The organism is Streptomyces sp. NPDC046876, from assembly GCF_040645035.1.
Lineage (GTDB): Bacteria > Actinomycetota > Actinomycetes > Streptomycetales > Streptomycetaceae > Streptomyces.
In genome coordinates, this window is record NZ_JBEYXK010000011.1 from 43370 (window position 1) to 68560 (window position 25191).

General features: G+C 72.4%; 23 protein-coding genes. 10 read left to right on the plus strand and 13 right to left on the minus strand.

Features of this window, described 5'->3' with window-relative positions; genetic code table 11:
* Positions 1–420 precede the first annotated feature (420 nt).
* The 6 genes from ABZ924_RS09430 to ABZ924_RS09455 all read left to right on the plus strand — a co-directional run bounded on the left by ABZ924_RS09430 (position 421) and on the right by ABZ924_RS09455 (position 8573).
* Positions 421–1617, plus strand: a complete 1197-nt coding sequence (locus tag ABZ924_RS09430) for a DUF1343 domain-containing protein (protein WP_361906266.1) — start codon at positions 421–423, stop codon at positions 1615–1617.
* Positions 1618–1704: 87 nt separating this feature from the next.
* Positions 1705–2685 (plus strand): GNAT family N-acetyltransferase, encoded by a 981-nt coding sequence (locus ABZ924_RS09435; RefSeq protein ID WP_361906268.1) that lies wholly within the window; start codon positions 1705–1707, stop codon positions 2683–2685.
* Entirely contained in the window at positions 2682–4040 is a 1359-nt protein-coding gene (locus ABZ924_RS09440; protein WP_361906270.1) for an ABC transporter substrate-binding protein, read from the plus strand. Before ABZ924_RS09435 ends, ABZ924_RS09440 begins: the two co-directional genes overlap by 4 nt.
* A complete protein-coding gene (locus ABZ924_RS09445; RefSeq protein ID WP_361906272.1) occupies positions 4034–4999 on the plus strand; it encodes a sugar ABC transporter permease in 966 nt (321 codons plus the stop codon). Before ABZ924_RS09440 ends, ABZ924_RS09445 begins: the two co-directional genes overlap by 7 nt.
* Positions 4996–5865: a carbohydrate ABC transporter permease gene (locus ABZ924_RS09450; RefSeq protein ID WP_361906274.1), complete on the plus strand. Its 870-nt coding sequence runs from the start codon at positions 4996–4998 to the stop codon at positions 5863–5865. Before ABZ924_RS09445 ends, ABZ924_RS09450 begins: the two co-directional genes overlap by 4 nt.
* Positions 5862–8573: an exo-beta-D-glucosaminidase gene (locus ABZ924_RS09455; protein WP_361906275.1), complete on the plus strand. Its 2712-nt coding sequence runs from the start codon at positions 5862–5864 to the stop codon at positions 8571–8573. Before ABZ924_RS09450 ends, ABZ924_RS09455 begins: the two co-directional genes overlap by 4 nt.
* Positions 8574–8612: 39 nt before the next feature.
* On the opposite strand, the gene ABZ924_RS09460 is transcribed toward ABZ924_RS09455, so the two are convergent.
* The 5 genes from ABZ924_RS09460 to ABZ924_RS09480 all read right to left on the minus strand — a co-directional run bounded on the left by ABZ924_RS09460 (position 8613) and on the right by ABZ924_RS09480 (position 12427).
* Positions 8613–9050 (minus strand): DUF6234 family protein, encoded by a 438-nt coding sequence (locus ABZ924_RS09460; RefSeq protein ID WP_361906277.1) that lies wholly within the window; start codon positions 9048–9050, stop codon positions 8613–8615.
* Between the two features lie 143 nt (positions 9051–9193).
* The gene (locus tag ABZ924_RS09465) at positions 9194–9763 is read right to left on the minus strand and encodes a hypothetical protein (protein WP_361906279.1); all 570 of its coding nucleotides are present in this window, start codon (positions 9761–9763) and stop codon (positions 9194–9196) included.
* A gap of 131 nt (positions 9764–9894) precedes the next feature.
* Positions 9895–11247 (minus strand): S28 family serine protease, encoded by a 1353-nt coding sequence (locus ABZ924_RS09470; protein WP_361906281.1) that lies wholly within the window; start codon positions 11245–11247, stop codon positions 9895–9897.
* Positions 11248–11354: 107 nt separating this feature from the next.
* Positions 11355–11765 carry a carboxymuconolactone decarboxylase family protein gene (locus ABZ924_RS09475; RefSeq protein ID WP_361906283.1) on the minus strand — a complete coding sequence of 137 codons (411 nt, stop codon included), beginning with the start codon at positions 11763–11765 and terminating at the stop codon, positions 11355–11357.
* Positions 11762–12427 carry a class II aldolase/adducin family protein gene (locus ABZ924_RS09480; protein ID WP_361906285.1) on the minus strand — a complete coding sequence of 222 codons (666 nt, stop codon included), beginning with the start codon at positions 12425–12427 and terminating at the stop codon, positions 11762–11764. Before ABZ924_RS09480 ends, ABZ924_RS09475 begins: the two co-directional genes overlap by 4 nt.
* 137 nt (positions 12428–12564) lie before the next feature.
* Here ABZ924_RS09480 and ABZ924_RS09485 point away from each other — a divergent pair, with 137 nt between their 5' ends.
* Positions 12565–12957 (plus strand): MerR family transcriptional regulator, encoded by a 393-nt coding sequence (locus tag ABZ924_RS09485; protein WP_361906287.1) that lies wholly within the window; start codon positions 12565–12567, stop codon positions 12955–12957.
* A gap of 91 nt (positions 12958–13048) precedes the next feature.
* Positions 13049–15112, plus strand: coding sequence for an NAD-dependent DNA ligase LigA (gene ligA, locus ABZ924_RS09490; protein ID WP_361906288.1), 2064 nt, complete (start codon positions 13049–13051; stop codon positions 15110–15112).
* Positions 15113–15155: 43 nt separating this feature from the next.
* Here ligA and ABZ924_RS09495 read toward each other — a convergent pair whose 3' ends face one another.
* Positions 15156–16205 (minus strand): helix-turn-helix domain-containing protein, encoded by a 1050-nt coding sequence (locus ABZ924_RS09495; RefSeq protein ID WP_361906290.1) that lies wholly within the window; start codon positions 16203–16205, stop codon positions 15156–15158.
* Between the two features lie 154 nt (positions 16206–16359).
* On the opposite strand from ABZ924_RS09495, the gene ABZ924_RS09500 reads away from it, so the two are divergent.
* Positions 16360–17190, plus strand: a complete 831-nt coding sequence (locus tag ABZ924_RS09500) for a dienelactone hydrolase family protein (protein ID WP_361906292.1) — start codon at positions 16360–16362, stop codon at positions 17188–17190.
* A gap of 28 nt (positions 17191–17218) precedes the next feature.
* On the opposite strand, the gene ABZ924_RS09505 is transcribed toward ABZ924_RS09500, so the two are convergent.
* From ABZ924_RS09505 to ABZ924_RS09530, 6 genes are all read right to left on the minus strand, one after another.
* Positions 17219–18454 (minus strand): GNAT family N-acetyltransferase, encoded by a 1236-nt coding sequence (locus ABZ924_RS09505; RefSeq protein WP_361906294.1) that lies wholly within the window; start codon positions 18452–18454, stop codon positions 17219–17221.
* 180 nt (positions 18455–18634) lie between these two features.
* Entirely contained in the window at positions 18635–19102 is a 468-nt protein-coding gene (locus ABZ924_RS09510) for a hypothetical protein (RefSeq protein ID WP_361906296.1), read from the minus strand.
* Positions 19103–19233: 131 nt separating this feature from the next.
* Entirely contained in the window at positions 19234–20118 is an 885-nt protein-coding gene (locus ABZ924_RS09515) for an aldo/keto reductase (RefSeq protein ID WP_361906298.1), read from the minus strand.
* A 51-nt stretch (positions 20119–20169) separates the two neighbouring features.
* Positions 20170–21111 (minus strand): NAD-dependent epimerase/dehydratase family protein, encoded by a 942-nt coding sequence (locus ABZ924_RS09520; RefSeq protein WP_361906300.1) that lies wholly within the window; start codon positions 21109–21111, stop codon positions 20170–20172.
* Positions 21112–21206: 95 nt separating this feature from the next.
* On the minus strand, positions 21207–21935 hold the full coding sequence (locus ABZ924_RS09525) for a hypothetical protein (RefSeq protein WP_361906302.1): 729 nt from the start codon (positions 21933–21935) through the stop codon (positions 21207–21209).
* Positions 21936–22022: 87 nt separating this feature from the next.
* Positions 22023–22625 (minus strand): TIGR03086 family metal-binding protein, encoded by a 603-nt coding sequence (locus ABZ924_RS09530; protein WP_361906304.1) that lies wholly within the window; start codon positions 22623–22625, stop codon positions 22023–22025.
* Positions 22626–22900: 275 nt separating this feature from the next.
* Between ABZ924_RS09530 and ABZ924_RS09535 the strand changes: the two genes are divergently transcribed.
* Complete coding sequence (locus ABZ924_RS09535; protein ID WP_361906306.1) at positions 22901–24307, plus strand: amidohydrolase family protein; 1407 nt, start codon at positions 22901–22903, stop codon at positions 24305–24307.
* 11 nt (positions 24308–24318) lie between these two features.
* Here ABZ924_RS09535 and ABZ924_RS09540 read toward each other — a convergent pair whose 3' ends face one another.
* Positions 24319–25188, minus strand: a complete 870-nt coding sequence (locus ABZ924_RS09540; protein ID WP_361906308.1) for a helix-turn-helix transcriptional regulator — start codon at positions 25186–25188, stop codon at positions 24319–24321.
* Positions 25189–25191 lie beyond the last annotated feature (3 nt).

Consider the following 25191-nt stretch of genomic DNA (forward strand, 5'->3'; position numbering starts at 1 on the left):
CCACTCCTCAGGAAATCGGACAGACAACGAACGGCACACCGCGAAACGTGACATCCCGAAAGATTCGCGGTGTATCGGGCAAACTGATCCTTCACCAGTGCCCACACCCCAGCAAGCCGACCCCTCGCCCCCACCACGACCAAACAGCCCACACCCCTACCCCCCGCCCGTCCCGCCGCCCACCCCGACGGACGGCGCGTACGCCGCACCGACCAGCAACGACGCCCCGTCAAAACCCGCCACGCGCACGAGCCGACGGGCCCGTCCGGTGGGGGACGTCGGCGCCGTGTCCGTGGGCCAGCCGGTGGAAGATCCGGGTGATCGTGCGCCGCGCCTGCGGGGCGCATCCGCATCCGTACGGGACATACCAGTAGATTTCTCGCCTCGGTTTCGAGACGTCACCGGCAGACGGGGCAAAGGATGAGCACGGACGACCGCGTCGCGGTGGCGACCGGGATCGCACGACTGCACGCGTCGCCCGGACTCGCCGGGCCCGGCCGGATCGGCCTGGTGACCAACCACACCGGCGTCCTGCCCGACCTGCGCCCCGCCGCACCCGCGCTGCTCGAGGCCGGCGCGCGGCTGGTCGCCCTGTTCGGGCCGGAGCACGGGCTGTACGGGACCGGCCAGGCCGGCGAGAGCGAGGCCTTGCATGCGGACCCCGCCACCGGTCTGCCGGTCCACGACACGTACCGGTGCAGCGGCGAACTCCTCGACAAGCTGCTGATCGGCAGCGGTGTCGACGCCCTGGTGTACGACCTGCAGGACATCGGGGCGAGGTTCTACACCTACGTGTGGACCATGTTCGACCTGATGGTCTCGGCGGCCCGCACGGGCGTGCGGTTCGTGGTCGCCGACCGGCCCAATCCCCTCGGCGGACTCCTCAGCGAGGGCCCGCTGCTCGACCCGGCGTGGGCCAGTTTCGTCGGGCGCGCCGCGGTACCAGTCCGACACGGGCTCACCTGCGGCGAACTTGCCCGGTACCTCAACGCCTCGGCCGTGTGCCACGTGGCGGGGCGCCCGGCGGACCTGAGGGTGATCGAGGCCGTCGGCTGGCAACGCGCCCTGCACGCGGAGGCGACCGCCCTGCCGTGGGTGGCGCCCTCGCCGAACATCCCGACGCCCGCGACGGCCGCCGTCTACCCCGGGACGTGCCTGTTCGAGGGTACGAACGTCTCGGAGGGCCGGGGCACCACGCAGCCCTTCGAGATCGTCGGGGCCCCCTACATCGACTCGCGGTTCGCACCCGCCCTCGCCGAACTGGACCTGCCGGGCGTGCACTTCCGCGACCTGCGGTTCGTACCGACGTTCCACAAGCACGCCGGGCAGCTGCTGCGCGGGGTCCAGCTCCACGTCACCGACCGCGAGGCCTTCGCTCCGGTACGTACCGCCGTGGCGATGCTCCGTACCCTGCGGCGGCTGTACCCGGACCACTTCGCGTGGCGCACCGCGGACGCCGGGGTCGAGGGGGGCGACCGGCGTCCCTTCATCGACCTGCTGTGGGGCTCCGACCGGTTGCGGCGTGCCGTCGACGCGGGCGAGGACCCGCTGCCGCTGTGCGAGCCGCCGGCGCCGCCCGGCCGGTGGGCCGGCGAGGACGTGCTGCTCTACCCCTGAGACCTGCTGCCGCACCGGGCGGCCTGCTGCTGTTCCCCGAAGGAAGCGGACGCTGATGCAGAGTGCGTACGGAAGGAAACCCCGCCGATGACGGATCGCACGACGAGGTCCCGGGCCGGCATCCGCGGCTTTCGTGCCGGCGACGGACCGCAGGTGGTGGACGTGTGGCGGCGCAGCGCGCCGGCCGACTCCATCACCGCGGACCGCTTCCGCTCGCTGGTGCTGCTCGACGCCAACTTCGATCCGGAGGGACTGCGGGTCGCCGTCGAGGGAGACCGCATCGTCGGTGCCGCCTACGCGGTGCGCCGTCTGACGCCGATGTCCGGCACCGACCTGGAGCCGGAGCAGGGCTGGATCCCGTTCTTCTTCGTCGACCCGGCCGCCCGCGGGCAGGGCATCGGCCGCCGGCTGGTAACCGACGCCCTGGACTGGCTGCACGGCCACGGCCGCTCCCGGGTGGACTTCTCCTCGTACACGCCGAACTACGTCCTTCCCGGCCTGGACGCCGAGGCGTACCCGGAAGCGGCCCGGCTGCTGGACTCCCTGGGCTTCCACACCCTGTACGAGGCGGCGGCGATGGACCGCGGCCTGGTCGGCTACCGCTTCCCCGAGGACGTCGCGCGCCGGGCGGAGGAGCTCAGGGCGCGTGGCTACCGGTTCGCCACCCCGTCCGACGACGACCTGGTGGACCTCTTCGCGCTCGCCGGGAGCCACTTCGGTCCGGACTGGGCGTGCACCATCCGGGCGTGTCTGGCCGCGGGCACGCCGCTCGACCGGATCGTCGTCGTCCGGGACCCTTCGCAGCGCATGGTCGGCTGGGCGATGCACGGTGCGTTCGACGCGGTGGACGAGCGGTTCGGCCCGATCGGTGTCCTGGAGGAGATGCGCGGTACCGGACTCGGAGAGGTCCTCCTGCACCTGGTCCTGGAGAGGATGCGGGCGCGCCGCGCGCACTCCGCGTGGTTCCTGTGGACGGGCGCGCAGTCCCCGGCGGGCCACATGTACCGCAAGACCGGTTTCACCACGACCCGCGTGTTCCGCGTGATGCGCCGGGAGGCCGCTCGATGACGCCGAGGGGGCCTGCGCTCCGTACCGGCGGGCTGAGCCGGCGCCGCTTCGCGTTCGCACTCCCCTCTGCGCTGCTCGCCTCCGGATGCTCCGCACCCCACCGGGGAACCGGGCGGCCCGGGGATCCGATCGTCCTCACCCTGCTCTCCCACTACGCGAGCGGGGTGCTCAAGGAGGCCCTGCAGGGCCCGGTCGACGAGTGGAACGCCACCCACGACCGGGTCAAGGTACGGACCGAGGCGGTGGAGTTCACCGACCTGCTGACCACGTTCATGGTCCGCCAGGCCGCGGGCCGGGGTGCCGACATCCTCCACCCGTACTGCTTGTGGAACGGCCAGCTGGTCCAGGCAGGCGTCCTGCGACCCGCTCCGCCCGAGCACGCCGAGGAGATCGGGCGCGGCTACGGCAAGGCTGCGGTCGCCGCCGCATCGGTGGGCGGCCGGATCCACGGCTACCCCACCGAGGTGCAGACCTACGCCCTCTACTACAACAAGCGGCTGCTGCGCGAAGCCGGCGTCCACGGTCCGCCGCGCACCTGGCGGGAGCTGGAGGAGACCGCCTACCGCACCTCCAGGCGCGACCGGTACGGGAACACGCTGGTCCAGGGCTTCGGGCTGTCGACGGCCGACGACTCCACCACGGTCGGCCAGACGCTCGCCCTCCTCAACGCCGCCGGCGGAACCTTCGTCTCCGAGGACGGCAGGAGCACCGCCATCGACTCGCCGGCCGGCAGGGCCGTCTTCGACCTGGAGCACCGCCTCGTCGCCGGAGGTGCCAGCGCCCCCGGGGTCAACGTCTACAAGGCGTTCCGGTCCGGGCAGGTGGCCATGGTGGTCAGCGCCGGCTGGTGGACCGGGAGCCTGAAGGAAATGATGGGCGAGGACTACCGCGACGTGGGCGTCGCCCCGCTGCCCCTGCCCGAGGCGGACGGCAAGCGCGCCACGCTCTCCACGGGCTTCATGCTGGGGGTCAACGCGGCGAGCAGGCACCCGGGCGCGGCCTGGGAGTTCCTGCGCTGGCTCAACACCGAGAAGGTCGGCGTGAGTGGCGTCAGGGGTGCCCGGGCGGGCGGGAGAGCGACCCGGATGAGCTCCCTGCAGGTGTCCGTCGGCTCCCTGACCGGCCGCTCCGACGACATGCGCACGCTCCTGGGTGCGCACGGCGACGCGAACCTGCGTCCCTTCCTGGACGCGCTGGCGTACTCGGTGCCGGAGCCGAACGTGCCCGGCGCACAACAGGCCAAGTCGCTGCTGCGCAGGAACATCGAGGCGCTGTGGACCGGTCAGCAGACGGTCGAGCAGGCCCTGCGCACCACCCGCCGTCAGGTCGACCGGGAGATGTCGCGCTCATGGTGAACACCCTGCCGCCGACCACGACGGAGCGGGCGGCACCCACGACGACGCGCTCGGCCGGGCCCGTCGTCGACGGCCGCGCCCGGACCCGGCGCCGCCAGGTCGTCGTCGCGTACCTCTTCCTGGCGCCGACGCTGCTGTTCTTCGCCGTGTTCCTGATCCTGCCGCTCGGCTTCGCGCTGCTGCTGTCGACGTCCCGCTGGGCCGGGTTCGACCTCGGGGACATCCGACCGGTCGGCGCGGTGAACTTCCGGAGCCTCTTCGCCGACGGATCGACGTTCCTCGCGCCGATCCTCACCAACACGCTGATGTTCGCCCTGGGCACGGTGGTCCTCGCGCTCGCCGGCTCCGTGGTGGTCGCCACCTGCATCGACAACCTGCGGTTCCAGGGGCTGTGGCGCACCCTGTACTTCCTGCCGATCGTGACGACCGTCGTCGCCGTCGGCAACGTGTGGAAGTACATGTACGAGCCGGGCGGCCTCGTCAACGGCGCCCTCAACGCCCTCGGGTTCGGCTCGGTGGCCTTCCTCCAGGACCCCGGCACCGCGCTGCCCTCGGTCGTGGTCGTGCAGGCCTGGGCCTCGGTCGGCTCGGCGATCCTCGTCCTGACCGCCGGGCTGAAGTCCATCCCCGAGTCGTACTACGAAGCGGCGGCGCTGGACGGCGCCGGGCCGGTCACCGTCTTCTGGAAGATCACGCTGCCGCTGCTGCGGCCGGCCCTGCTGCTCGTGTGCATCACCCAGCTCATCAGCGGTCTGCAGTCGTTCGCGCTGATCATCGTGATGACCAAGGGCGGGCCGGGCGGCGCGACCGACGTGGCTGCCCTGGAGATGTACCGGCAGGCCTTCTCCTACGGCCGCTGGGGCCCGGCGAGCGCCGCCGCCTTCGTGCTGTTCGTGGTGGTCCTCGTGGTCACCCTGGTGCAGTTGTGGATCTTCCGGCGCAAGGGGGAGGACGCATGATCCGCCGCCGTTTCCCGTGGTTCTCGTATCTGGTGGTCGTGACCGGCGCCGTGCTCACGGTGGTGCCGTTCCTGGACATGGTGATGACGTCGTTCAAGGGGGCCGGGGAGGCCGGCACGCTGCCGTACCGGTTCCTGCCGAAGGCGTTCGACCTGTCGAACTACCGGGCGGCGATCGAGCAGCTGGATCTTCCGGTGCTCTTCCGCAACAGCGTCATCGCCACCGCTGTGATCACCGGTTCGGTGCTGCTCACGTCGTCACTCGCCGGCTACGCGCTCGCCAAACTCCGCTTCCCCGGCCGGACGTTGATCTTTCGGCTCGTGCTGTCGACGATGATGTTCCCCCCGTTCCTCTTCTTCATCCCGCACTTCCTGATCCTGGTGCACTGGCCGCTGGCGGGCGGCAACGACCTGTTCGGACGCGGTGGGGCGGGCCTGACCGTCAGCATCGCGGCGCTCGCCGTGCCGTTCCTGGTCAACGGCTTCGGGATCTTCCTGATGCGCCAGTTCATGGTCTCGATCCCGGACGAGGTCCTGGAGGCCGCGCGCATCGACGGCGCCGGCGAGTTCGCCGTGTGGTGGCGGATCGTCGTGCCGCAGACCAGGCCGGTCGTGCTGACGCTCGGTCTGCTGACCTTCGTCAACGCCTGGAACGAGTACATCTGGGCGCTGCTCGTCTCGACCGCCAACCCGGACGTGATGACCCTGCCCGTCGGCATCCAGCTCCTGCAGGACTACGTGGACCCGACGCGCACGATGCCGATCGTCATGGCCGGTCTCGTCCTGAGCGTCCTGCCGGTGCTGGTCCTCTTCCTGCTGCTGCAGAAGTACTACATCCGCGGTGTGATGCTGAGCGGCCTCAAGTGAGAGGCCGGTCCGTCGTCTCAGGTCCCCTCGGGCTGCTCTTCCTCTTCTTCCTGGCCTCCGCCTCCGCCCTCGCCCCGGCCGGCCCGGCGGGACGGGGAGCGACCGGTCCGCCGGCGGCCGGCGCGGCCGCGGTCGCCCGTGGCTCCGGCACCCCCCTGGCCGGGTTCATGATCCAGTCGACCGCCCGGGTGGCGGACCCGGCGGCCGAGGTGTCCAGCCCCGGCTATCCGACGAAGGGCTGGTACCGCGCCGGCCCGCGCTCCACCGTCCTCGCGGCCCTGCTGGCGGCCGGCATCCACCCCGACCCGTTCCGCTCCACCCAGCAGAAGCTGATCCCCGCCGCCGATTTCGCGGTGCCGTGGTGGTACCGGTCCGACTTCTCGGTCGACGGACGGGGCACCCGCACGCATCTCGACTTCAGCGGGGTGACCTCGGCCGCCGACGTCTTCGTCAACGGCCGGCAGGTCAGGACGGCGAGCGCGGTCGCCGGGACCTACACGCGGCACGAGCTCGACATCACTGCTCTGATCAGGCCGGGCACCAACACGGTCGCCTTCCGGATCCGGCCCAACGATCCGCGCAAGCACCTCACCGTGGGCTGGCTCGACTGGCTGCAGCCGCCACCGGACCGGAACATGGGCATCGTCCGCGATGTCGTGGTCCGCCACAGCGGCCCGGTGGCCCTGCGTGACGCCCACGTCGTCACCGACCTGGCCGTGCCGTCGCTGGCATCCGCGGATCTGACCGTCAAGGCCCGCCTGCGCAACGACTCGTCCCGCACCGTCACGGCGGTCCTCTCCGGCACCGCCGGGCCCGCGGCCCTCAGGCGGCAGGTGACGCTGGCGCCCGGGGAGAGCCGCACGGTGGTCTGCTCCCCCGCTGACCACCCCGGGCTCCATGTGCCTGCGCCACGCGTGTGGTGGCCGGCCGGGACGGGCGGGCAGCCCCTGCACGACCTCGACCTGACCGTGGCGGTCGACGGTGTCACCTCCGACACCGCCCGCACCGCCTTCGGGATCCGCGACGTCCAGGCACCGGTCAATGCCGACGGCGCACGCCAGTACCGGATCAACGGCCGCCCGCTGCTGGTCAAGGGCGCGGCCTGGTCCCCCGACGAGTTCCTGCGCTGGGACCCCGGCTACGCCGAGGACCGTATGCAGTACGTCCGTGACCTGGGTCTGAACACCCTGCGCCTGGAGGGCCACCTCGAGCCCGACGAGTTCTTCGAGCTCGCGGACCGGTACGGAATCCTCACGCTCCCCGGCTGGGAGTGCTGCACCAAGTGGGAGGGAGAGGTCAACCGCGAGGGGTCCGGCGAGGAGTGGGACGCCGCCGACCACGCGGTCGCCCGGGCGTCGATGGCAGCCGAAGCGGCCCGGCTGCGCAACCACCCCAGCGTGATCTCGTTCCTGATCGGCAGCGACGCGGCGCCGAACGCCGAGATCGAGGCGGAATACCTCCAGGCGCTGCGGGCCGCCGACTGGAACGTGCCCGTCATCCCTGCCGCCTCCGAGGAGTCGGCGCCCGTCACCGGCCGCTCCGGGATGCGGATGACCGGCCCCTACGACTGGGTGCCGCCCGGCTACTGGTACGACAAACGCGAGGGAGGAGCCACCGGCTTCAACTCCGAGACCAGCGCCGGCCCGAGCATCCCCACCCTCGACACGCTGCGGCGGATGCTGACCCCGGACGAGCTGGAGACCCTCTGGAAGCAGCCGTCCGCTCCCCAGTACCACCGCTCCCCCTCATCCGTGTTCTCGACGCTCACGCTGTTCAACGCCGCGCTCGCCGGCCGCTACGGAAGCCCGGCCGATCTCGACGACTACCTGCGCAAGGCCCAGCTCGCCCGGTACGAGAACGTGCGGGCGCAGTTCGAGGCGTACTCCCGCAACGCCGAGGACACCACCGCCCCCGCGACCGGTGTCATCTACTGGATGCTCAACAGCGGCTGGACCTCCCTCCACTGGCAGCTCGTCGACCGCTATCTCGACCAGAACGGGGCCTACTTCGGCGCGAAGAAGGCCAACGAACCCCTCCACGTCCAGTACGGCTACGACAACCGCACGGTGAGCATCGTCAACAACCGCCCGACCGCCGCCTCGGGGCTGAACGCCCGGGTCACGCTCTTCACCACGGACGGGACCGAGACGTACGACCGCACGGTGACCGGTGTCCACGTCGAGGCCCGCGGCGTGACCAGCACCTCGCTGACCCTCCCGGCCACGGTCCCCGGCCCGGCGGGGACGTATCTGGCCCGGCTGCTGCTCACCGATACCACCGGCCGGGAGCTGAGCCGCAACGTCTACTGGCTCTCCACCCGTGTTGACGTCCTCGATCACGCCCACGGCGACTGGTACCACACGCCCACCAGCTCCTACGCCGACCTGACCGGACTGGGCTCGATGTCGAAGGTGCCCTTGCGCGTGACAGCGGCAACGGAGCGCACCGCGGCCGGAACGTCGACGACGACCGTGACCCTCCGCCACCCGGGCACCACGAAGACCCCCGCTCTGCTCACCGATGTCGACCTGGTCTCCGCAGACGGGACTCCCCTCCTGCCCGTCCGCTGGAGCGACAACCAGAGCAGCCTGTGGCCGGGCGAATCGGTGACCCTGAAGGCCACCCACAGGACGGTCGATCCGCACGGCACCCCGCGCGTACGGGTCTCCGGATGGAACGCCCGGGCCGTCACCGTCCCGGCCGGCTGACCCCGGGCGCCCCCTCTGCTCGGCAGCCCCGTGGCAGCCTCAGTTGCACCGGCCGCTGCCGCTGTGGCACGGGACGTACTCCGGGCCCGGGCGGGGAGCCGGGGTCGGGTGGGCTCGGTCGTAGTCGTGCTGGGCAAGGACGAGGAGGGCGGCAGCCGCGGCCGCGGCCAGGAATTGGGACACGGCCGTCCAGCGGGCGCGGGACAGCATCGCCAGACCGGCGAGGACGAGGGTCGCGAGGAGGAAGTGCGACATCCAGGCGATGTCCGCGAGCCGGGCCGCGTCGATCCGCTCCTGGTTCCCCTGCGCAGCCCATGCCTCCATGCCGTATCCGAAGGCGGCGAGCAGGAACACGACCACTTCCACCAGGAACAGCAGTACGGCGACGGTGACGTCCGCGCCGGTGGACGTCCTGTGCGTCCAGGGCCGGTTGCGGCGGCGCTTGGGTGCCGGCGGTGCCGGGGCTGCGTGCGTCATGGGCCCACCCTGCCGGGCAGCCGCCGGACGTGCATGAGTACCCGTACTCAGAGCCGGGCGGCGGCCGGCCGGGCTCAGTCACCTGCGGCTGAGCCCGGCGGCAGCGCTGGAGGGCCGCCACACCCGGCGGTCCGGCGGCCGGGCTACTTCTTGATCTGGTTGAGGCAGAGCACGAACTGCTTGCCCGAGCTGCGGCGGGAGCCCCGGGTCTGCTCGTAGTAGCCCATGTCCGACTTGCCCTCGCAGCGGTGGGTGTCCAGCGTGCCGGATATCACCTCGACCACCTTGTACGTGGCCCCGGCGGCACCGCAGTCCACCACCTGGAGGTCCAGGCTCGCCTCCGTGGTCCCGTTGTTCTTCAGGCAGTCCCCGGCCTTGGCGTGGTCGGCGTCGTCCTGGCTGAGGAAGTACCCCACGGCGCAGGCGATGAGGACGATGACGACGCCGATGCCCTTGAGGATCTTCATGATGCCGATGCCGCCGCTCCGGGCCGGCGGAGCAGGCGTAGCCCCCCACTGCTGCTGGGGCGGCGGCGGCATCTGCATCTGCGGCTGCGGCGGGTACATCTGCTGCTGCGGCGCTCCGCCGTACGGCGGCTGAGGCTGCTGCGGCGGATACGCGTACCCGGGCTGGGGCGGATACCCCTGCGGCTGCTGGGGGTAGGGGCCGGGCTGGCCGTACGGGCCGGGGCCCTGCTGCGGCGGATAGGTCATACGGGAATCCCTCAACGATCACGCGATACGTCAATTTGACGTGGGCACGCTATAGCAATCGATCACCATCCCTGCAATCCGTCCGCCGCCGCGCGGCTGCGCCCGCCCCGGTCCCGCGGGCCGTACGCCGCTCAGGACTGCGTGCCCGCCCGCTCGCCGGCCCACCGGCGCAGGGAGGCCGTGGCCCGTTCGCCGTCGGCGGGACGCAGGCCGCCGATGGATATGTGGTGGTTGCCTGCGGGGACTTCGTAGGCGGAGGAGTCACGCGTGCCCGTGCCGAGCCGGAAGGGCTCCGCGACCGCTATGTCGTTCTCGCCGTTGACGAACATCAGGGAGGTGCCGTGGAGCCGCACCCAGCGGTCGATGTCCGCCATCGCGCCGGCCTGGAACCGCAGGGGAATGTCCCGCGGTACGTAGGAGCGGACGTCCTGGACGCCGGGGTGACGCAGCAGGCCCTCCAGGTGCGGAGCGGCGAAGTGCGCGTACCCGAGCTGCGTGCCGAGCTGGTAGAAGTACGGGGTGAACGCCTGGAGCGTCTGGTCGGTGTAGACGGGGAGCTGGGTCACCTCGGCGACCCAGGTGTACAGCGCGTCGTCCGTGGCGTCGGCCGGGGGAACCGATGCGCAGCTGCCCTCGGGCTGATGCATCCAGAACATCATCGGCAGGCGCAGCACGGCGAGTTCGAAGGCGCGGTCCGTGCTGCCGATGGTCTGGAAGGTGGCCTTCGCCTCCGCCGCCCACCGCCCGTACCGCTCGGTCATCGCCTCGCGGCGTATCAGGGCCTGCTGCTGGGCGGACTTGAGGGCGGCGCGGCATTCGGCCGTGCCGAGCCGTTCCAGCCGGGCGTCGTACGCGCTGTCGTCCTGGTCGTCGGTGTTGTTGGGCGCGCCGTAGGCGACCGTGCCGGCCACATCGTCCGGGTAGAAGCGCCGGTGGTAGACGGCGGTCATCCCGCCCTTGCTGCCTCCGGTCGATATCCACGAGCCGCGGTACAGCTGCTTGAGCGCGGTGATCAGCCGGTGGTGATCGCTGGCGGCCTGCCAGATGGTGAGCGTGGACCAGTCGGCTCCCCCGGGCCGCGACGTTCCGAAGAACCGCTGCTCGGTGGTGATCTGATTGGCGTCCAGCAACACGGCCGGCTCCGACAGGCGCTGCGGGGACGATCCCAGGTCGTATCCGCTGGAGTACAGCACCATCGGCTTCTCGACGGACTTGTGCACCAGCGTGACCCGCTGCTCGAAGGACCCGCGACCGGGATGGCGGTGGTCGGTGGGCTGGCGGAAGGACAGGTCGAGCACGGTCTGCCCCGGGGCACCCGGGCGTTCGCCGAGCAGACGCATCCCGGGGACCGCGGCGATCCTGGCCCGGATGTCCCCGTCGGCCGCGGTGCCGGCCGGCCGGGCCAGGGCGGGGGCGGACACCCCCGTCGCCGCCAGCACACCGCACACCACCACCATGACCAGGCGTTTCATCGTGTTCTTCATGCCTTCCAGAGAACACCGTCCGGCGGCGGTCGCGGCTCCCCCGAGCGGGGAAAAGATCTCCCCCTCATGGGGGAGGACCGCCTGCACGTGATGTGCAAGCGCCCCCTTCAGTACCCCGGGCCGACGTCGTCCGCCGGCGGCAGGAATTCGGCGATGATCTCGGTGCCGAGTGCGTACGCCGGGACGCCCGCGGTGATGAGCGCCGTCTCGGCGACCCCGATGAGGTCGGCGATGCCGGCTCCGGCGTGCAGTGCGCCCTGGGCGTGGATCCGGGCGGGGTGCTCCCGGCCGAGGGCCAGCAGCTGCCCGAAGTGGACGAGCTGCTGCACGCGCGCCCCCAGCGGATTGCCGGTCAGCACGATGTGGCGCAGCGCCGCGATCGCCTCTTCGGTCGGAAGCCGGCCGAACTCCTCGGCCAGGCGCAGCCTCTGCTGCACGCCGCCGGGCACGGCTCCGAGGGTGGAGCGGTAACGGTCGCGTACGGCCTCCGTACGGGAGGCGAGGGTGTCGTCGGTCATGACGCGACCCGCGCGATCGCGGCGCGGACGGCCTCGCGGGCGCCCGGGGGGAAGTCCACTGCGCCGCCGATCGCCGCGGCGGCGATCTCGGCTTCGGCGCTCTCCTCGATCGCCACCACGAGGTGGGCGGTGGCCGCCGCATCGGGGCCGAACACCAAGAGGCCGTGGTTGGCCAGCAGGACCGCGGCCGTCGTCGGGCGCCGTTCCAGCACGTCGACGATGCCGCGCACCGACACGTCCGATCCGCGCGGCCCCCAGGGAACCACGGGGACCTCCTCGGCCTGTCCGAAGCGCAGCATCGGCTCGGTGCGGCAGGGCAGCGGCCGGTGGGCCACGGCGAAGGCGGTCGCGGAGGGCGAGTGGGTGTGGATGACCGCGCCCACGTGGGGGCGGGCCTCGTACACGGCGCTGTGCATGGCGATGATCTCGGCGCTGACGGACTGCAGCCGCCCTTCGAGGACCTGCCCGTCGAAGCCGACGGTCGCCAGCTGTTCGGGCCGCAGGCCGCGGACGAACCCCGGAGTCAGCAGGAGGCGCTCGCCGTCGAGCCTGGCGCTGAGGTTGGCGTGTCCGGAGTGGGACATCACCCCGGCCGCGAAGAGGCTCTCGGCGGCTTGCACCAGCTGGTCGGCCCGCTCTTTCCGTACGACTGCATCGCTCATGGCGGTGTCTCCAAGTGTGTGCTGCCAGCGGCCGCTCGTTCGCCGCTGTCCACGTGCCGACCACTCTTCAACTTGAACTAAGGTTCAAGTCAAATGCCGGGACCGACGGGGAGCTCGGGGAGCAGGAGGAGGGGAACGTGCGCATCACGATCGGCCGGCTCGCCGAGATCACGGGAGTGCCTGCTTCGGCCATCCGGTACTGGGAGCGCCACGGCCTGCTGCCCGTGCCCGAGCGGGAGAGCGGGCAGCGGCGCTATCCGCCGGAGGCCGCCGAGCGGATCACGGTGCTGCGCAAGTGTCAGCAGGCCGGGCTGACCCTGGTCGAGATCGGCGAGTTCCAGCGGGAGCAGTCGCGCAGAGCGGCGGTGATCCGCGCCAAGATCACCGAGATCGAGCAGCGCATGGTCGATCTCGGCCACGCCCACCAGCTCCTGACCCATGCCCTCAAATGCAGCGAGGAAGACATCGTCAGGTGCCCGAAGTTCCGGGAGCAGATGGCGGGGTGGCAGGTGCCCGACCCGGCGCCGTGAGGCGTGTCGAGGGCAAGCGCGTACACCTCGGCGGGGCAGGCCGGCTCCGGTGTCGGCGGCCGTTGTCAGTGCCTCGCGAGAGGATCTCCTCATGACGATTCTCACCGCCGAAGAGGCGCTGTTCAGCCTGTCCGACCGTGCCGCGTACGAGGCCGCGCTGCGGCGCCTGCGCGAGGCCTCGCAGGCGTACTACGGCGACGGCGACAGCGATCTCGACGACGCCTCGTACGACCGGCTCAGACTGGCCGTCCTCGCCTGGGAGGAGGAGAACCCCGCAGAGACCGGCGAGGACTCCCCGACCGGTCTGGTAGCCGACGGCGCTGCCCCCGTCGGGGACGTCGCGCACACCACCCGGCTGCTGAGCCTGGACAACGTCTTCGACGCCGACGGGCTGGTGGCCTGGGGGGCGTCGGTCCAGCGGCGTCTGGGGCGTGCCCCCGAAGGCGGGTTCACGGTCGAGCCGAAGATCGACGGGGCGGCCGTTGCCGCCCGCTACCGCGGCGGGCGCCTCGTGCAGGTCATCACCCGCGGCGACGGCAGCCACGGCGAGGACATCAGCCACGTCATAGGCCAGATCGACGGTCTGCCCGAGCAGCTCGCCGCGCCGGCCACGATCGAGGTCCGGGGCGAGGTCGCCTTCACCCAGGCGCAGTTCGAGGCGGCGAACGCCGTGCGGGCCGCGCACGGCGCACCGCTCTTCGCCAACCCGCGCAACGGCACGGCGGGCACGCTGCGGGCGAAGGACCGGCCGTACCGGCTGCAGATGACGTTCTGGGCGTACGGTGCGGTGGAGCTGGACGGCGAAACGTTCCTGCCCGGCGGTGCCACGCACGCCGAGGCCCTCGCCGCGGTGGCCGCCGCCGGCGTGCAGACGACGGCGGCCTCCGCGGCCGGGCTCCGTGTCGTCGCCGACCTGGCCGAGGCGCAGCAGCGGGTCGACGCGATCGCCGCCATGCGCGAGCAACTGCCCGTCGGGATCGACGGAGTGGTGGTCAAGCTGAACGACACGGCCGAGCAGACGGCGGCCGGCTTCGGCACCCGCTTCCCGTACTGGGCGATCGCGGTCAAGCTGCCCGCGGTCGAGCGGCAGACGGTGCTGGAGGACGTCGTGTGGGAGGTCGGCCGTACGGGTGTGCTCGCCCCGACGGCGGTCCTCAGGGCCGTGGAGATCGACGGCTCCACCGTCACGCGGGCCACCCTGCACAACCCCGCCGACATCCGCCGCCGCGACCTCCACCTCGGCGACACCGTGACGGTGTACAAGGCCGGCGACATCATCCCGCGCGTCCGGGCGGCCGTGGTCGCGCTGCGCCCCGCCGGGGCGGAGCCGGTGCCGCTGCCCGGGGTGTGCCCGCGCTGCGGCAGCGAGATCGACAAGGCCCAGGAGCGGTGGCGCTGCGCGAAGGGCACCTCGTGCGCCCTCCCGGCGCTGATCGAGTACGCCGCCGGGCGCGAGATGCTCGACATCGACGGCCTCGGCAAGACCTATGTGGCGGCGCTGGTCGAGTCCGGCGACGTCACCGACGTCGCCGACCTGTTCACGCTCACCGTCGAGCAGCTCACGGCCGCGTCCGGCAGCGCCAGGCGGGGCGCCAAGCTGGCCGAGCAGATCACGGCCGCCAAATCCCGTCCCCTCAGCCGTGTCTTCTGCGCCCTGGGCGTGCTCGGCACCGGGCGCAGCATGTCGCGGCGCATCGCCCGGCACTTCGGCACGATGGAGGCGATCCGGGAGGCCGACGCGGCCGCCATGCAGGACGTGGAGGGGATCGGCCCGGAGAAGGCCCCGGTCATCGTCGAGCAGGTCGCGGCCCTGGCCCCGGTCATCGACAAGCTGATCGCAGCCGGAGTCAACCTGGCCGAGCCGGCGGAGCCTGCGGCCGCGCAGGGTCCGGGGCCGCTGGACGGCAGGGTCGTCGTGGTCACGGGCAAGATGGCCGGCCCCCTGGAGGGCTACGGACGGACCGAGATGAACGCGCTGATCGCGAAGGCGGGCGGGCGCGCGGGCAGCAGCGTCAACTCGAAGACCTCGATCCTGGTCGCCGCCCCGTCCGCGAGCGGCAAGCCCAGCTCGAAGGCGGTCAAGGCGGCCGAGCTCGGCGTCGAGGTCCTCACCCCGGAGGCCTTCGCCGAGCTGGTCGCCGACCACCTGGACTGAGCAGGCGTACGCCCCCCCGGGCAGGCGGCGCGCGGTTTCCGCCTCACCTGCCCGCGGGTTCGCGGCGGCGGAAGGCGGCCCGGTAGGCGCTCGGGCGGTGGCCGGTGTGGCGGGCGAAGAGGGCGGCGAAGGTGCCGGGGTCCCGGTAGCCGACGGCCGCGGCGACGGCGGCGACGGTGCGGTCGGTGGTCTCCAGGAGGTGGCGGGCGCGGCGGATGCGCGAGGCCTGCAAATGGGCCAGTGGGCTGCGTCCGGTCTCCTCGGCGAAGCGGCGCAACAGGGTGCGGGTGCTGACCTGGAAGGCGGCCGCGAGCGCGGCGAGGTCGTACGGCTCGGCGAGGTGCTGGTCGAGCCGCCGCATGACCCGCTGGGAGAACTCCCGGCCGGGCTGCGGCAGGAGCCGCGGGTCGACGTACGGGGCCTGGGAGGTCCGCGCGTCGTCGACGAGCGCCACCCGGGCGGTGGTGCGGGCCACCCGGGCGCCGTTGTGCCTGCGGATCAGGTCCAGTGCGAAGTCGTACATGGCGGAGAAGGCGGCCGTGGTCGTCACCCCCGTGTCGGTGACGACCAGGTGCTCGGGGCGCACGTCGGCCTCCCGGCAGCGCCTGGCCAGTTCGGCGGCGTGCAGCCAGGAGGTGGTGGCCCGGCGCCGGTCGAGGAGCCCGGCCTCGGCGAGCAGGAACGCGCCGACGCACAGGGAGACGACGGCGGTACCGGCGGCGGCCTGCGCGCGGATCGCCGCGATCTCGGGGGCCAGCCGGGCGAGCCGAGCGTCGAGGCCGGCGTCCGGGCGCAGTTCGAAGCCGGGGACCACCAGGACGTCGACCTCGCGCAGGGGACGCACGTCCAGGACCGCGCCGCCCGAGGCGGTGACCCGGCGGCGGGGCGAGAGCACCGACACCCGGTAGCCGGGCGCGTCCGGTCCGGCCACGTGCCCGGCCATCGTCAACAGGTCCGGGACGCCGAACACTTCGGACGCGAAGCAGTCCGGGTACGCCAGGACCCCGACCCGCAGCGCACCCGGTCCGGCGCCCCGACCCGCACCCGCACCGTCCTCCGGCTGCCGTGCCGCCTCTGCCGCCGCCTGCGCCATCGCTCCCGTACTCCTCCGGTGTCGCCGGCGGCCGCGGATCGCCGACCGCGTACCGCTCGGCCTGGTCCATCCGGCTTGCGCGTGGCGAGATTACCCCCGCCCTTGGCGATCCGGCCCCTCATCCGGCGGCCTGTCCCGGGACCAGGCTGGCCCCATGAGCAACGACGATCCGATCACCGACTTCACCCGCCGGAGCGTGGCCGTGGAGGGGGTGGAGAAGACGGTGTACGTGGCCGGGGCCGGGCCCGCGGTCGTGGTGCTGCCCGAGATGCCGGGCATCAGTCCCGATGTCCTGCGGCTCGCGCGCTGGGTGCGGGACGCGGGCTTCACCGTCCACGTGCCCTCCCTGTTCGGGACCGACGGTGCCTTCCCCACCGTCGAGGGCGGCCGGGAGGTGGTCCGCCGCGCCTGTGTCAGCGCGGAGTTCCGCGCCTTCGCCGGGGGCGGCACCAGCCCGGTGACCCTCTGGCTGCGCGGCCTGGCCCGCCAGGCCCACCACGCGTGCGGCGGGCCGGGGGTGGGCGCGATCGGCCTGTGCTTCACCGGCAACTTCGCCCTCACCATGGCCCTGGAACCCGCGGTGATCGCCCCCGTGGTCAACCACCCCTCGCTGCCGCTCGACGACCCCGGCGGACTCGAACTCGACGCGGCGGACGCGCGCGCGGTACGCGACCGGCTGGACCGCGACGGACTCACCGTCCTGGCCTACCGCTTCGAGGGCGACCGCTGGTGCACGGGGCAGCGCTTCGCCGCCTACCGCGCACTGCTCGGTGACGCCTTCGACGGGCGCGTCCTGTCGGACAGCGCGGCCAACCCGGCACCGCCGCCCTTCTTCGCCGACCTGGTGGAAACCCCGCACAGCGTCGTCACCGCCCATCTCGTCGACGAGGCCGGCCACCCCACCGTCCGGGCCCGCGACGAGATCCTCGCCTTCCTCACCGAACGCCTCCACCCGGACGGGAACCGGCCCGGGCCCGCCACCTGACCGGGCGGCGGGCACGGTGGAGCGCGGGTCAGAACCAGTGCAGGCAGTGCGGGGTGCGCTCGGCGCGGAAGAGGGCGTCGGCGAGGACGGCTGCGCCCGGGCGGTGGGCCCGGACGTGTCCGGCGCGCACGAGCGTGCTCGGGGCGGTGCCGCCGAGGTAGATCGAGCCCAGGTCGCTGACGTCCAGGCAGAGGTCGGGCTCCCGGCCGGTCGGAACACAGACGGCCTTGCCGTCCCGGACGGTCAGCAGGTAGCGGCCGTGCTCGCCCAGGAACGGGTCGTCGACGTCGAGGACGAGCTCGCCGTCGGTAAACCAGCCGCGCGAGGTCAGCGCACGCGGCACGTCCAGCAGCCGCACCCAGAGCCAGTCGGTGTCGCCGCTCACCTCGCCGGCGCGGAAGTCCTCGAACTGCCAGCGCAGCGGATGCCCGGTGGGGACGTGCTTGAACACGATCCGGGTGACCAGGTCGTGTCCGAGCAGGAACCGGGCCAGGGCCGTGTAGACGGCGTCGCCGGTGGCGATGGTCTCGTCGACGGTCAGGGTCTCGGATTCGCCGATTGAGTAGCTCGTGTACCCGTCCGGGACGCCGTCGGCGTCGCGGTGGACGGCGATGTACCGTGGCGCCCGCGAGATCGGCGGCTGACCTGCACCCAAGGACCACCAGCGGTGCGGCCGGGACAGCGCCCCGGGCTGTGCGCGGCGGTACCGGTCGTAGACCGCTTCCAGGATTTCGCCGCACTCGGCGCGCCGCAGCACCTCGATCGAGCCGGTGCCCGATCCCTTCGCCGGCGTGTCGGCCGCGCCGCGCGCCCGGGGAAGTCCCAGGGCCGCCTGGTGACGCGGCACCGTCAGCCGCGCCGTGTAGGTCGCCGGTCCGTAGCCGAACCGGCGGTAGATCAGGGCCTCGGAGGCGAGCAGCACGGAGAGGCACTCCCCGCGGTCCCGCAGCGCGGTGAGCTGGTGCCGCATCATCGCGGTGAGCACGCCCTTGCGCCGGTGCGAGGGCAGGACGCCGACGGCGGTGACCCCGGAGGTCGGGAGGAGGACCCCACCGGGCAGGGTGAGCTCGAAGGAGTACGCACCGGCGGTGCCGACGGGCCGCCCGTCCGCCGTCCTGGCGAGCAGGTTGCGGTCCATTTCGTACGCCGACCAGAAGACCCCGCCGCCGTCCTCGGCCGGGGTCTCCGGGAAGCGCCCGAACGCCGCATGGACGGTGTCGACGAAGACCTCGTGGTCCTGCTCGGTCGTGGGACGAATGTCCATTGCTGCCGCTGCCTCCCCTGGATGCCGACACCACGCCCCGCGGTGTCCCCGCCACAGTGCAGCCCCAGCGCGTCGCCAGGTCAAACGGATTTCGCAGGGGCCCGCGCCGGGGGGCGAGCGCGGGCCTGACGTGGGGGGCATCGCCCCCCCCACTCACTGCCGTGCAGGCGGCGGGCGTTCTCAGCAGGTGACGGTGACCTCGTGCGCAACAGGCCGGGGCGTCCAGGGGAATGAGGCCACGCCGAACGTGCCGCGGACCGTCGAGCCACAGGGGACGGTGCTCACCAGGCCGCGTACCTCGAGGGTCGTCGAGGTGAAGATGACCGGCCTGTCCTGAGTGGCGGGCGAAGCGCCCCCGACGACCCCGGCGGACAGCGTCGTGGACAGCTCCTTCGGCTGGGGCGTCGGGCTGCCGGGAGAGGGCGGCCCGGCGAGGCTGACCCGGCCGTAGAACTCCACCACGTTACCCGTGACGTCCGCGCACAGCCTGGTGGCCAGGCCCGCCTGGAGACCCGAGTTCCCGCAGGTGGTGACGGTCTGGGTGGTGGCCGCGGCGCTGGTGGCGGCGGTCGTGGTGGCGGCAGCCGGGGCGGCCGCCAGAGCGGTCAGGCCTGCAACTCCGAGCGCGAGAAGGGATAAGCGGTTCATCGGGACTCTCCTTGGTCGTGGGAGCGCACGCCCGGAGACCCGGGCGCGCCTACGTCATGTGATATTTCACATTACACACGAATGCAAGGTGATCACGATCTGAACTCCTCCCGCCCCACGGTGAACAGGAGTCAGCTCGGCGGTTCCTGGCAGAGCAGCCCCAGCTCTGCCTCGGTCAGGTCGAGTTGTGCGGCGCGGGCCGAGTCCGTGATGGAGGCCGGGCGGCTGGCTCCCGGCACCGGGATCACGGCCGGCGAGCGGGTGAGCAGCCAAGCCAGCGCGATCTGCTGCGGGCTGACGCCCCGTTCGGCCGCAACACGGTGGAACGCGGTGCCCCTGGAGGTCGGGCCGGAAGGCCCGTCGAGGGAGCTGCGGGAGATGCCGCCGAGGGGGCTCCAGGGGAGGAACGCCAGGCCCAGTTCCGCACTCAGCTGCAGTTGCGGCTCGCTGTCGCGGACGGCGGGCGAGTACTGGTTCTGTACGGAGACGAGTCCGTCGCCGAGGATCGCGTGCGCCCGGCGGATCTGGGCGGTGGTGACGTTGGAGATGCCGGCGGCCCGGATCGTGCCCGCGTCGAGCAGTTCGCGCAGAGCGCCCACGGACTCCTCCCAGGGGACGGACGGGTCCGGCTTGTGGAGTTGGTACAGGCCGATCGCGTCGACGCCCAGCCGCTTTGCGGAGGCTTCGGCAGCGCGCTTGAGATGTTCCGGGGCGCCGTTGACGGTCCAGCTGCCGTCGCCGGGGCGGCCGCGACCGCCCTTGGTGGCGACCAGGATCCCGGAGGTGTCGCCGCCGTAGCGGGCCAGGGCCCGGGCGACCAGCAGCTCGTTGTGGCCCGCCTCCCCGGCGTGCCAGTGGTAGCTGTCGGCAGTGTCGATGAGCGTGACGCCGGCATCGAGGGCGGCGTGGACGGTGGCCACGGCCCGGCTCTCGTCCGGGCGGTGCTCGATCGACAGCGGCATGGCTCCCAGGCCGATGGCGCTGACGGCGGTGCCTGCGATGGTGCGGTACTGCACGGCGGTTCTCTTTCCTTGAGTTCTTTACGTTCTTCGCGTCCCCTGCCTTCCTTACGCGGTGGTGGCTGCGGATGCGGTGAGGGCTTCGGCGGCGGCGCCGGGCAGCCAGTCGAGGGTGCGGGAGAAGGTGAATCCCAATTCCTTCGCGCGGGCGTTGCCCATGGCGTAGTGGCGGTCGAAGGAGAACGGCGATGCCGTCCCGCCCGCGGCGACCATTCGGTAGAGGGGCTCCCGGCCGACCTCTGCGGCGACGGTCGCGGCAAGGGCGCGTACGTCGAGCGGGCCGTCGGAGCAGGCGTTGAGCGGACCGCTGAAGTCGGTGCCGGCGGCTGCCCACAGCAGCAGGTCCGCCAGCTCCTCGTGATGGATGAACACCGTGGGCAGCGCCTTCGCGTGCACAGCGATCTCTTCGCCCCGGCGGATGCGCTCGGTGTAGTGCGCCAGCCGGCCCGTGAACTCCTGCGCGCCGCCGCCGAGCACGTGCGCGCTGCGCACGGCGGCGAACGCGAATCCGCCGGCGCGGGTGAAGACGGCCTCGGCCTGGCGCTTGCCCTCGGCGTAGTGCGCCTCCAGGTACGCCTCGTCCTGCCACGGCAGGTCCATGGCCACCGGCCAGCCGGCCGGGTCCACGTTCTGCTCCGGCACCGGGGTGCCCGCCGGCACGGCCGGCAGCGCGGCCGTCGCCGGGTCGTAGACCTCGATCGTGGAGGTCATGACGTAGCGGCGGGTGCGGCCGGCGAAGGCGCGGGCGGCGATCGCAGCCTGCACGGGCGTGTAGCAGACCTGGTCGACCACCACGTCGAAGGTACGGGCACCGAGCGCGGCGACGAGAGCGGCCTCGTCGTCGCGGTCGACGACGAGGTGCTCGGCACCGGCGGGCGGAGAGGTGGAGCCGCGATTGATCACAGTGACCTGGTGACCGGCGCCCAGCAGGCGCTCGACCAGGAGCTTTCCGAAGTACCGGCTACCGCCGATGACACAGATCCTTTTCATGCACCCCACCCTGTACGCCGATCGGTATCAGCAGAAGTGGCGGCTTACTGGATGCGTGTTAAGGAAAACTGTTGACTGATGGCCGCGTGGGACCGTCAGCCGTAGGGGTGGCGCTGGTGGTGGCCGGGCTGCTGGGGCGCATAGCCCTGCGCGTGGCCCTGCGCGTGGCCCTGCGCGTGGCCCTGCCAGGGCTGGTGCATCGGTGTGCCGTGCGCGGGCTGCTGATAGGGCGTCGGGGCCGGGCGGGAGCGGCGCAGCAGCGTGTCGAAGCGTTCGTACAGGTCGCGGGCCTTGTCGGCCGGCGGAACGTAGGCGGTGACGGACCCGTCGGTGAGCTGCACCGTGACCACGACGGCGCCGCGGGGGTCCGCTTGGTGCCAGACACCGGCGAGGGCGGAGCCGGGTACCCAGCCGGGCTCCGTCTCCGGGCCGCCGCCGCCCCACCGGCGCTTGACGGCCCGCCGGTAGCCCGGAATCAGCAGTGCAGGGAGTGTCACCACGACGAACAGGAAGAACACGACGCTCGAGACCACTCCCGCGGTCCAGTGCAACAGCGCGAGGAGCGCCCCGTAGCACGCCGCGACGATGAACACCCACAGGCAGGCCGTGATGGCGGCGTCCGGCGCCCCGATCTTCCGGAGCAGGCTGAAGAGGCCGATCGATGCGAGCAGCACCAGTGCGGTGACGCATCCGGCTTCTTCGCCGAAGAGCTTGTCGGCGACGCTGTCACCCTGCCCGTCCGATGTGACGACGAAGCCGTGGTCGTGGAACTGGAGGGCGCTCGCTCCTCCTGGCGTGGCTGTCACGCCGTTAATCTCGTACATGGCGATCACGCTAGCGTTGACGTGCACCCGTCGAAGAACTGCCCCCTCGGTTCGTGGCCTCGGGTGCCGGCGGGATCACCCTCCGGGCTACGGCGACGTCGGCGGCGTCCAGCCCGGCTCGCGCCCGCTCAGTGCGACGGCCCGGTCCAGCAGCGGGGCGTCGTCCGGTACGGGCACGACGGGTCCGAAGATGCCCCCGCCGCGGCTGTCGTCCTCGGCGGCCGCCAGCAAGAACGCGTGCGAGGCGTGCAGCGCGGCCGGATCGGGTGCGTAGGCCTGGCCGGTGGCCCGGGCGAGGTCCCAGCCGTGGATGACCAGTTCGTCCACGGCCACCATGCCCGCGACGTCACCGGGCAGGTCCACGCCGCCCGCACGGGTCATGCCGCTCCAGGCGGCCGGATCCCGCCAGGCTTCTGCCAGTTCGCCGAGGACCCGGGGCAGCTCCTCGCGCCAGGACGCCGGCAGGGAGGGCGCGGCCGCGCCGGGGGCCGTGTCCGTCGTGGGGCCCAGGTCCTTGCGTGCTGCGTCGCGGAAGGCGACGGCGAGGTGGGCGAGGTGGCCCAGCAGGCCGCTGACCGCGTATGCGGGGCAGGGCGTCCGGTCGGCGAGCCGGGCGTCGGGTACGCCGGCCACCAGGCGGGCCACGATCCCGGCCTGTGGTCCGAGGTCGAGAGTCGCCGTATCGGTCATGTGCCGCTCCCTCCGGGACGATGGCTCGAAGGGTAGACCGCCGGCCCGGTCCGTACCCGGCGCAACGCGGCACCGGCGCGCCCGCGCATCCCGCGGTGAGCCGGGGTGCGTTCTGCCCGGGTGTACGGCGGCCTGGTTGCCGCTGCCGACCGGGCGGACGCTGGAGGGCACCACCCGGGTGCCACACCCGGACAGCACCCCGGGCAGCACCCGGGCATTGCCCACCCACCCCCGCACGGGCCCCACCGCCCTGGCATGACGAACTGGACCTCCCGTTGCCCCTCTCCGACCACACCGGCGCCGACCTGCTCGAACAGCTCCGGCGCCGCTCCGCCGACCCCGAGCGGCGCATCCTGTTCACCGGCGCGACCATCGTCACCATGGACCCCGACCACGGCGTCCTGAAGGGAGCCGATCTGCTGATCGAGGGCGACACGATCGCCGCGATCGGCCGCGAGCCGGGCCGGGACGGCGCGGTGGTCGTCGACGCCGCCGGTGCCGTCCTCACGCCGGGCTTCGTCGACACCCACCGGCACGCCTGGCAGACCCAGTTGCGCCGGATCATGCCGGACGTCGACGACCTCGGTGCCTACGTGAGGTCCACCCTCGCCGGCTACGCCCCGGTCTACCGACCGCAGGACATGTACGTCGGAACGCAGCTGGCCGCCCTGACAGCGATCGACAGCGGCATCACGTGCATGCTCGACTTCTCCCACAACTCCCGCACCCCCGAACACTCCGACGCCGCCGTCCAGGCCCTCATCGACACCGGCATTCGCGGCGTGCACGCCTCCATGGGCCCGCACTTCGGGCCTTGGGACGGACGGTGGCCCGGCGACCTGGCCCGCCTCAAGGAGGAGTACTTCGCCGGCCACGACGGGCTGCTGACCCTGCGCCTGGCCGCCCTGGCGACCGACGGGATCGCCGGTCCCGCCCTCGCCTACGGCCCCGAACTCGCCCGCACCGCACAGGACCTGGGCCTTGGCGTGAGTGTCGACGCCGTCTTCGGTGCTTCGTCCTCCCGGGCCGTCCTGGACTGGGAGAAGGACGGCCTCCTGGGCCCCGACCTCACCCTCGTCCACGCCACGGGCCTGAGCCCGGAGGCGTGGAAGGCGATCGGAGAGAGCGGCACGACCGTCTCCCTGGCCCCGACCTCGGACGCCCAGATCGGTCTGGAGACCGCGGTCCCCGCGATCGACGAGGCCCTGGCGGTCGGGGTCCGCCCCGGCCTGAGCATCGACGTCGAGGTGGCGCTGGTCAGCGACATGTTCACGCAGATGCGGACCCTGCACGCGATCCAGCGGATGCGCGCGGTCAACGGCGTCTACGGCACCGACCGGCAGCCGGCGCGCATCACCACGTACGACGTCCTGGACTTCGCCACCCTCCAAGGTGCCCGCACCAACGGCCTGGCGGACGTCACCGGCTCGCTCACCCCGGGCAAGAAGGCCGACCTCCTGGTCATCCGGGCCGACGACCTCAACAACATGCCGCTGAACGACGCGGTCGGCACCGTCGTCCTGGGCTCCGATGCGCGCAACATCAGTGCCGTCCTCATCAACGGCGAGCCCCGTAAGTGGAACGGCCAGGTCCTCGATGTCGACCTGTCCGCCCTGCGCGACGAGGTCCACGCCTCCCGGGAGTACGTGCTCGGCGCTCCTGCCGCGTTCCGCGAAGGCTGAGCCGCCGCTTCTCAGGGCGACGCGTGATGCCACGGCTCCGCGGAGGGCCCCTGGAGCCGGGCGGCGTGGAGACTGCCGAGCAGGGACAGGGCGCGAGAGGCGGGGCTTCCCGGTTCGGCCTGGTAGACCACCAGCTGCTGGCCCGACGCTCCGCGGACGTCGAAGGTCTGGAACGTGAGGTCGAGGGGCCCGACGTCCGGGTGCAGGAGGCGCTTGTCGTCACGCGTCTTTCCGCGGACGGTGTACGCGGACCACAGTGCGGCGAACTCCTCGCTCGCCCCGGCCAGGAAGCCGACGAGGTCGCGCAGGCGCCGATGGGACGGGTCGAGGCCCGAAGCGTGGCGCAGTTCGGCCACGACGGCCTCGGCTGCCCGGCCCCACTCGGTGAAGAACCCCCGGGCGGCCGGGTCGAGGAAGATCATGCGGGCGAGATTGTCCGCGTTCCCGAACGGTGAGAACAGTGCCTCGGCCAGAGCATTCGCCGCCAGTACGTCGGTGGCCGGGTTCAGGACGAACGCCGCGGCGTTCGGGTATCCGTCGAGCAGTTGCCGCAGTGCACGGCTGACCGCCTCCTGCGGCTGCGGCCGCGGCGGCCGCTGACGCTCCGGCGCGGCGCCCGCCAGCCGGAACATGTGCTCCCGGGCATCGTCGTCCATCCGTAGCGCGCCGCCGATCGCCGCGAGGATCTGCGCGGAGGGACCGCGTTCACGGCCTTGTTCGAGGCGGGCGTAGTAGTCGGTGTTCATGCCGGCCAGGACGGCGACCTCCTCCCGCCGCAGCCCGGCCACGCGGCGGGTGCCGTGGGAGGGGAGCCCGACGTCGTCGGGGCTCAGGCGGGCGCGGTGGGCGCGCAGGAAGTCGCCCAGATCGTTGCTGGTCATCCG

Coding starts and splice junctions, on each gene's coding strand:
- ABZ924_RS09430 (WP_361906266.1), top strand. CDS start 421: ATGAGCACGGACGACCGCGTCGCGGTGGCGACCGGGATCGCACGACTG.
- ABZ924_RS09435 (WP_361906268.1), top strand. CDS start 1,705: ATGACGGATCGCACGACGAGGTCCCGGGCCGGCATCCGCGGCTTTCGT.
- ABZ924_RS09440 (WP_361906270.1), top strand. CDS start 2,682: ATGACGCCGAGGGGGCCTGCGCTCCGTACCGGCGGGCTGAGCCGGCGC.
- ABZ924_RS09445 (WP_361906272.1), top strand. CDS start 4,034: ATGGTGAACACCCTGCCGCCGACCACGACGGAGCGGGCGGCACCCACG.
- ABZ924_RS09450 (WP_361906274.1), top strand. CDS start 4,996: ATGATCCGCCGCCGTTTCCCGTGGTTCTCGTATCTGGTGGTCGTGACC.
- ABZ924_RS09460 (WP_361906277.1), bottom strand. CDS start 9,050: ATGACGCACGCAGCCCCGGCACCGCCGGCACCCAAGCGCCGCCGCAAC.
- ABZ924_RS09465 (WP_361906279.1), bottom strand. CDS start 9,763: ATGACCTATCCGCCGCAGCAGGGCCCCGGCCCGTACGGCCAGCCCGGC.
- ABZ924_RS09470 (WP_361906281.1), bottom strand. CDS start 11,247: ATGAAGAACACGATGAAACGCCTGGTCATGGTGGTGGTGTGCGGTGTG.
- ABZ924_RS09475 (WP_361906283.1), bottom strand. CDS start 11,765: ATGACCGACGACACCCTCGCCTCCCGTACGGAGGCCGTACGCGACCGT.
- ABZ924_RS09480 (WP_361906285.1), bottom strand. CDS start 12,427: ATGAGCGATGCAGTCGTACGGAAAGAGCGGGCCGACCAGCTGGTGCAA.
- ligA (WP_361906288.1), top strand. CDS start 13,049: ATGACGATTCTCACCGCCGAAGAGGCGCTGTTCAGCCTGTCCGACCGT.
- ABZ924_RS09495 (WP_361906290.1), bottom strand. CDS start 16,205: ATGGCGCAGGCGGCGGCAGAGGCGGCACGGCAGCCGGAGGACGGTGCG.
- ABZ924_RS09500 (WP_361906292.1), top strand. CDS start 16,360: ATGAGCAACGACGATCCGATCACCGACTTCACCCGCCGGAGCGTGGCC.
- ABZ924_RS09505 (WP_361906294.1), bottom strand. CDS start 18,454: ATGGACATTCGTCCCACGACCGAGCAGGACCACGAGGTCTTCGTCGAC.
- ABZ924_RS09510 (WP_361906296.1), bottom strand. CDS start 19,102: ATGAACCGCTTATCCCTTCTCGCGCTCGGAGTTGCAGGCCTGACCGCT.
- ABZ924_RS09520 (WP_361906300.1), bottom strand. CDS start 21,111: ATGAAAAGGATCTGTGTCATCGGCGGTAGCCGGTACTTCGGAAAGCTC.
- ABZ924_RS09525 (WP_361906302.1), bottom strand. CDS start 21,935: ATGTACGAGATTAACGGCGTGACAGCCACGCCAGGAGGAGCGAGCGCC.
- ABZ924_RS09530 (WP_361906304.1), bottom strand. CDS start 22,625: ATGACCGATACGGCGACTCTCGACCTCGGACCACAGGCCGGGATCGTG.
- ABZ924_RS09540 (WP_361906308.1), bottom strand. CDS start 25,188: ATGACCAGCAACGATCTGGGCGACTTCCTGCGCGCCCACCGCGCCCGC.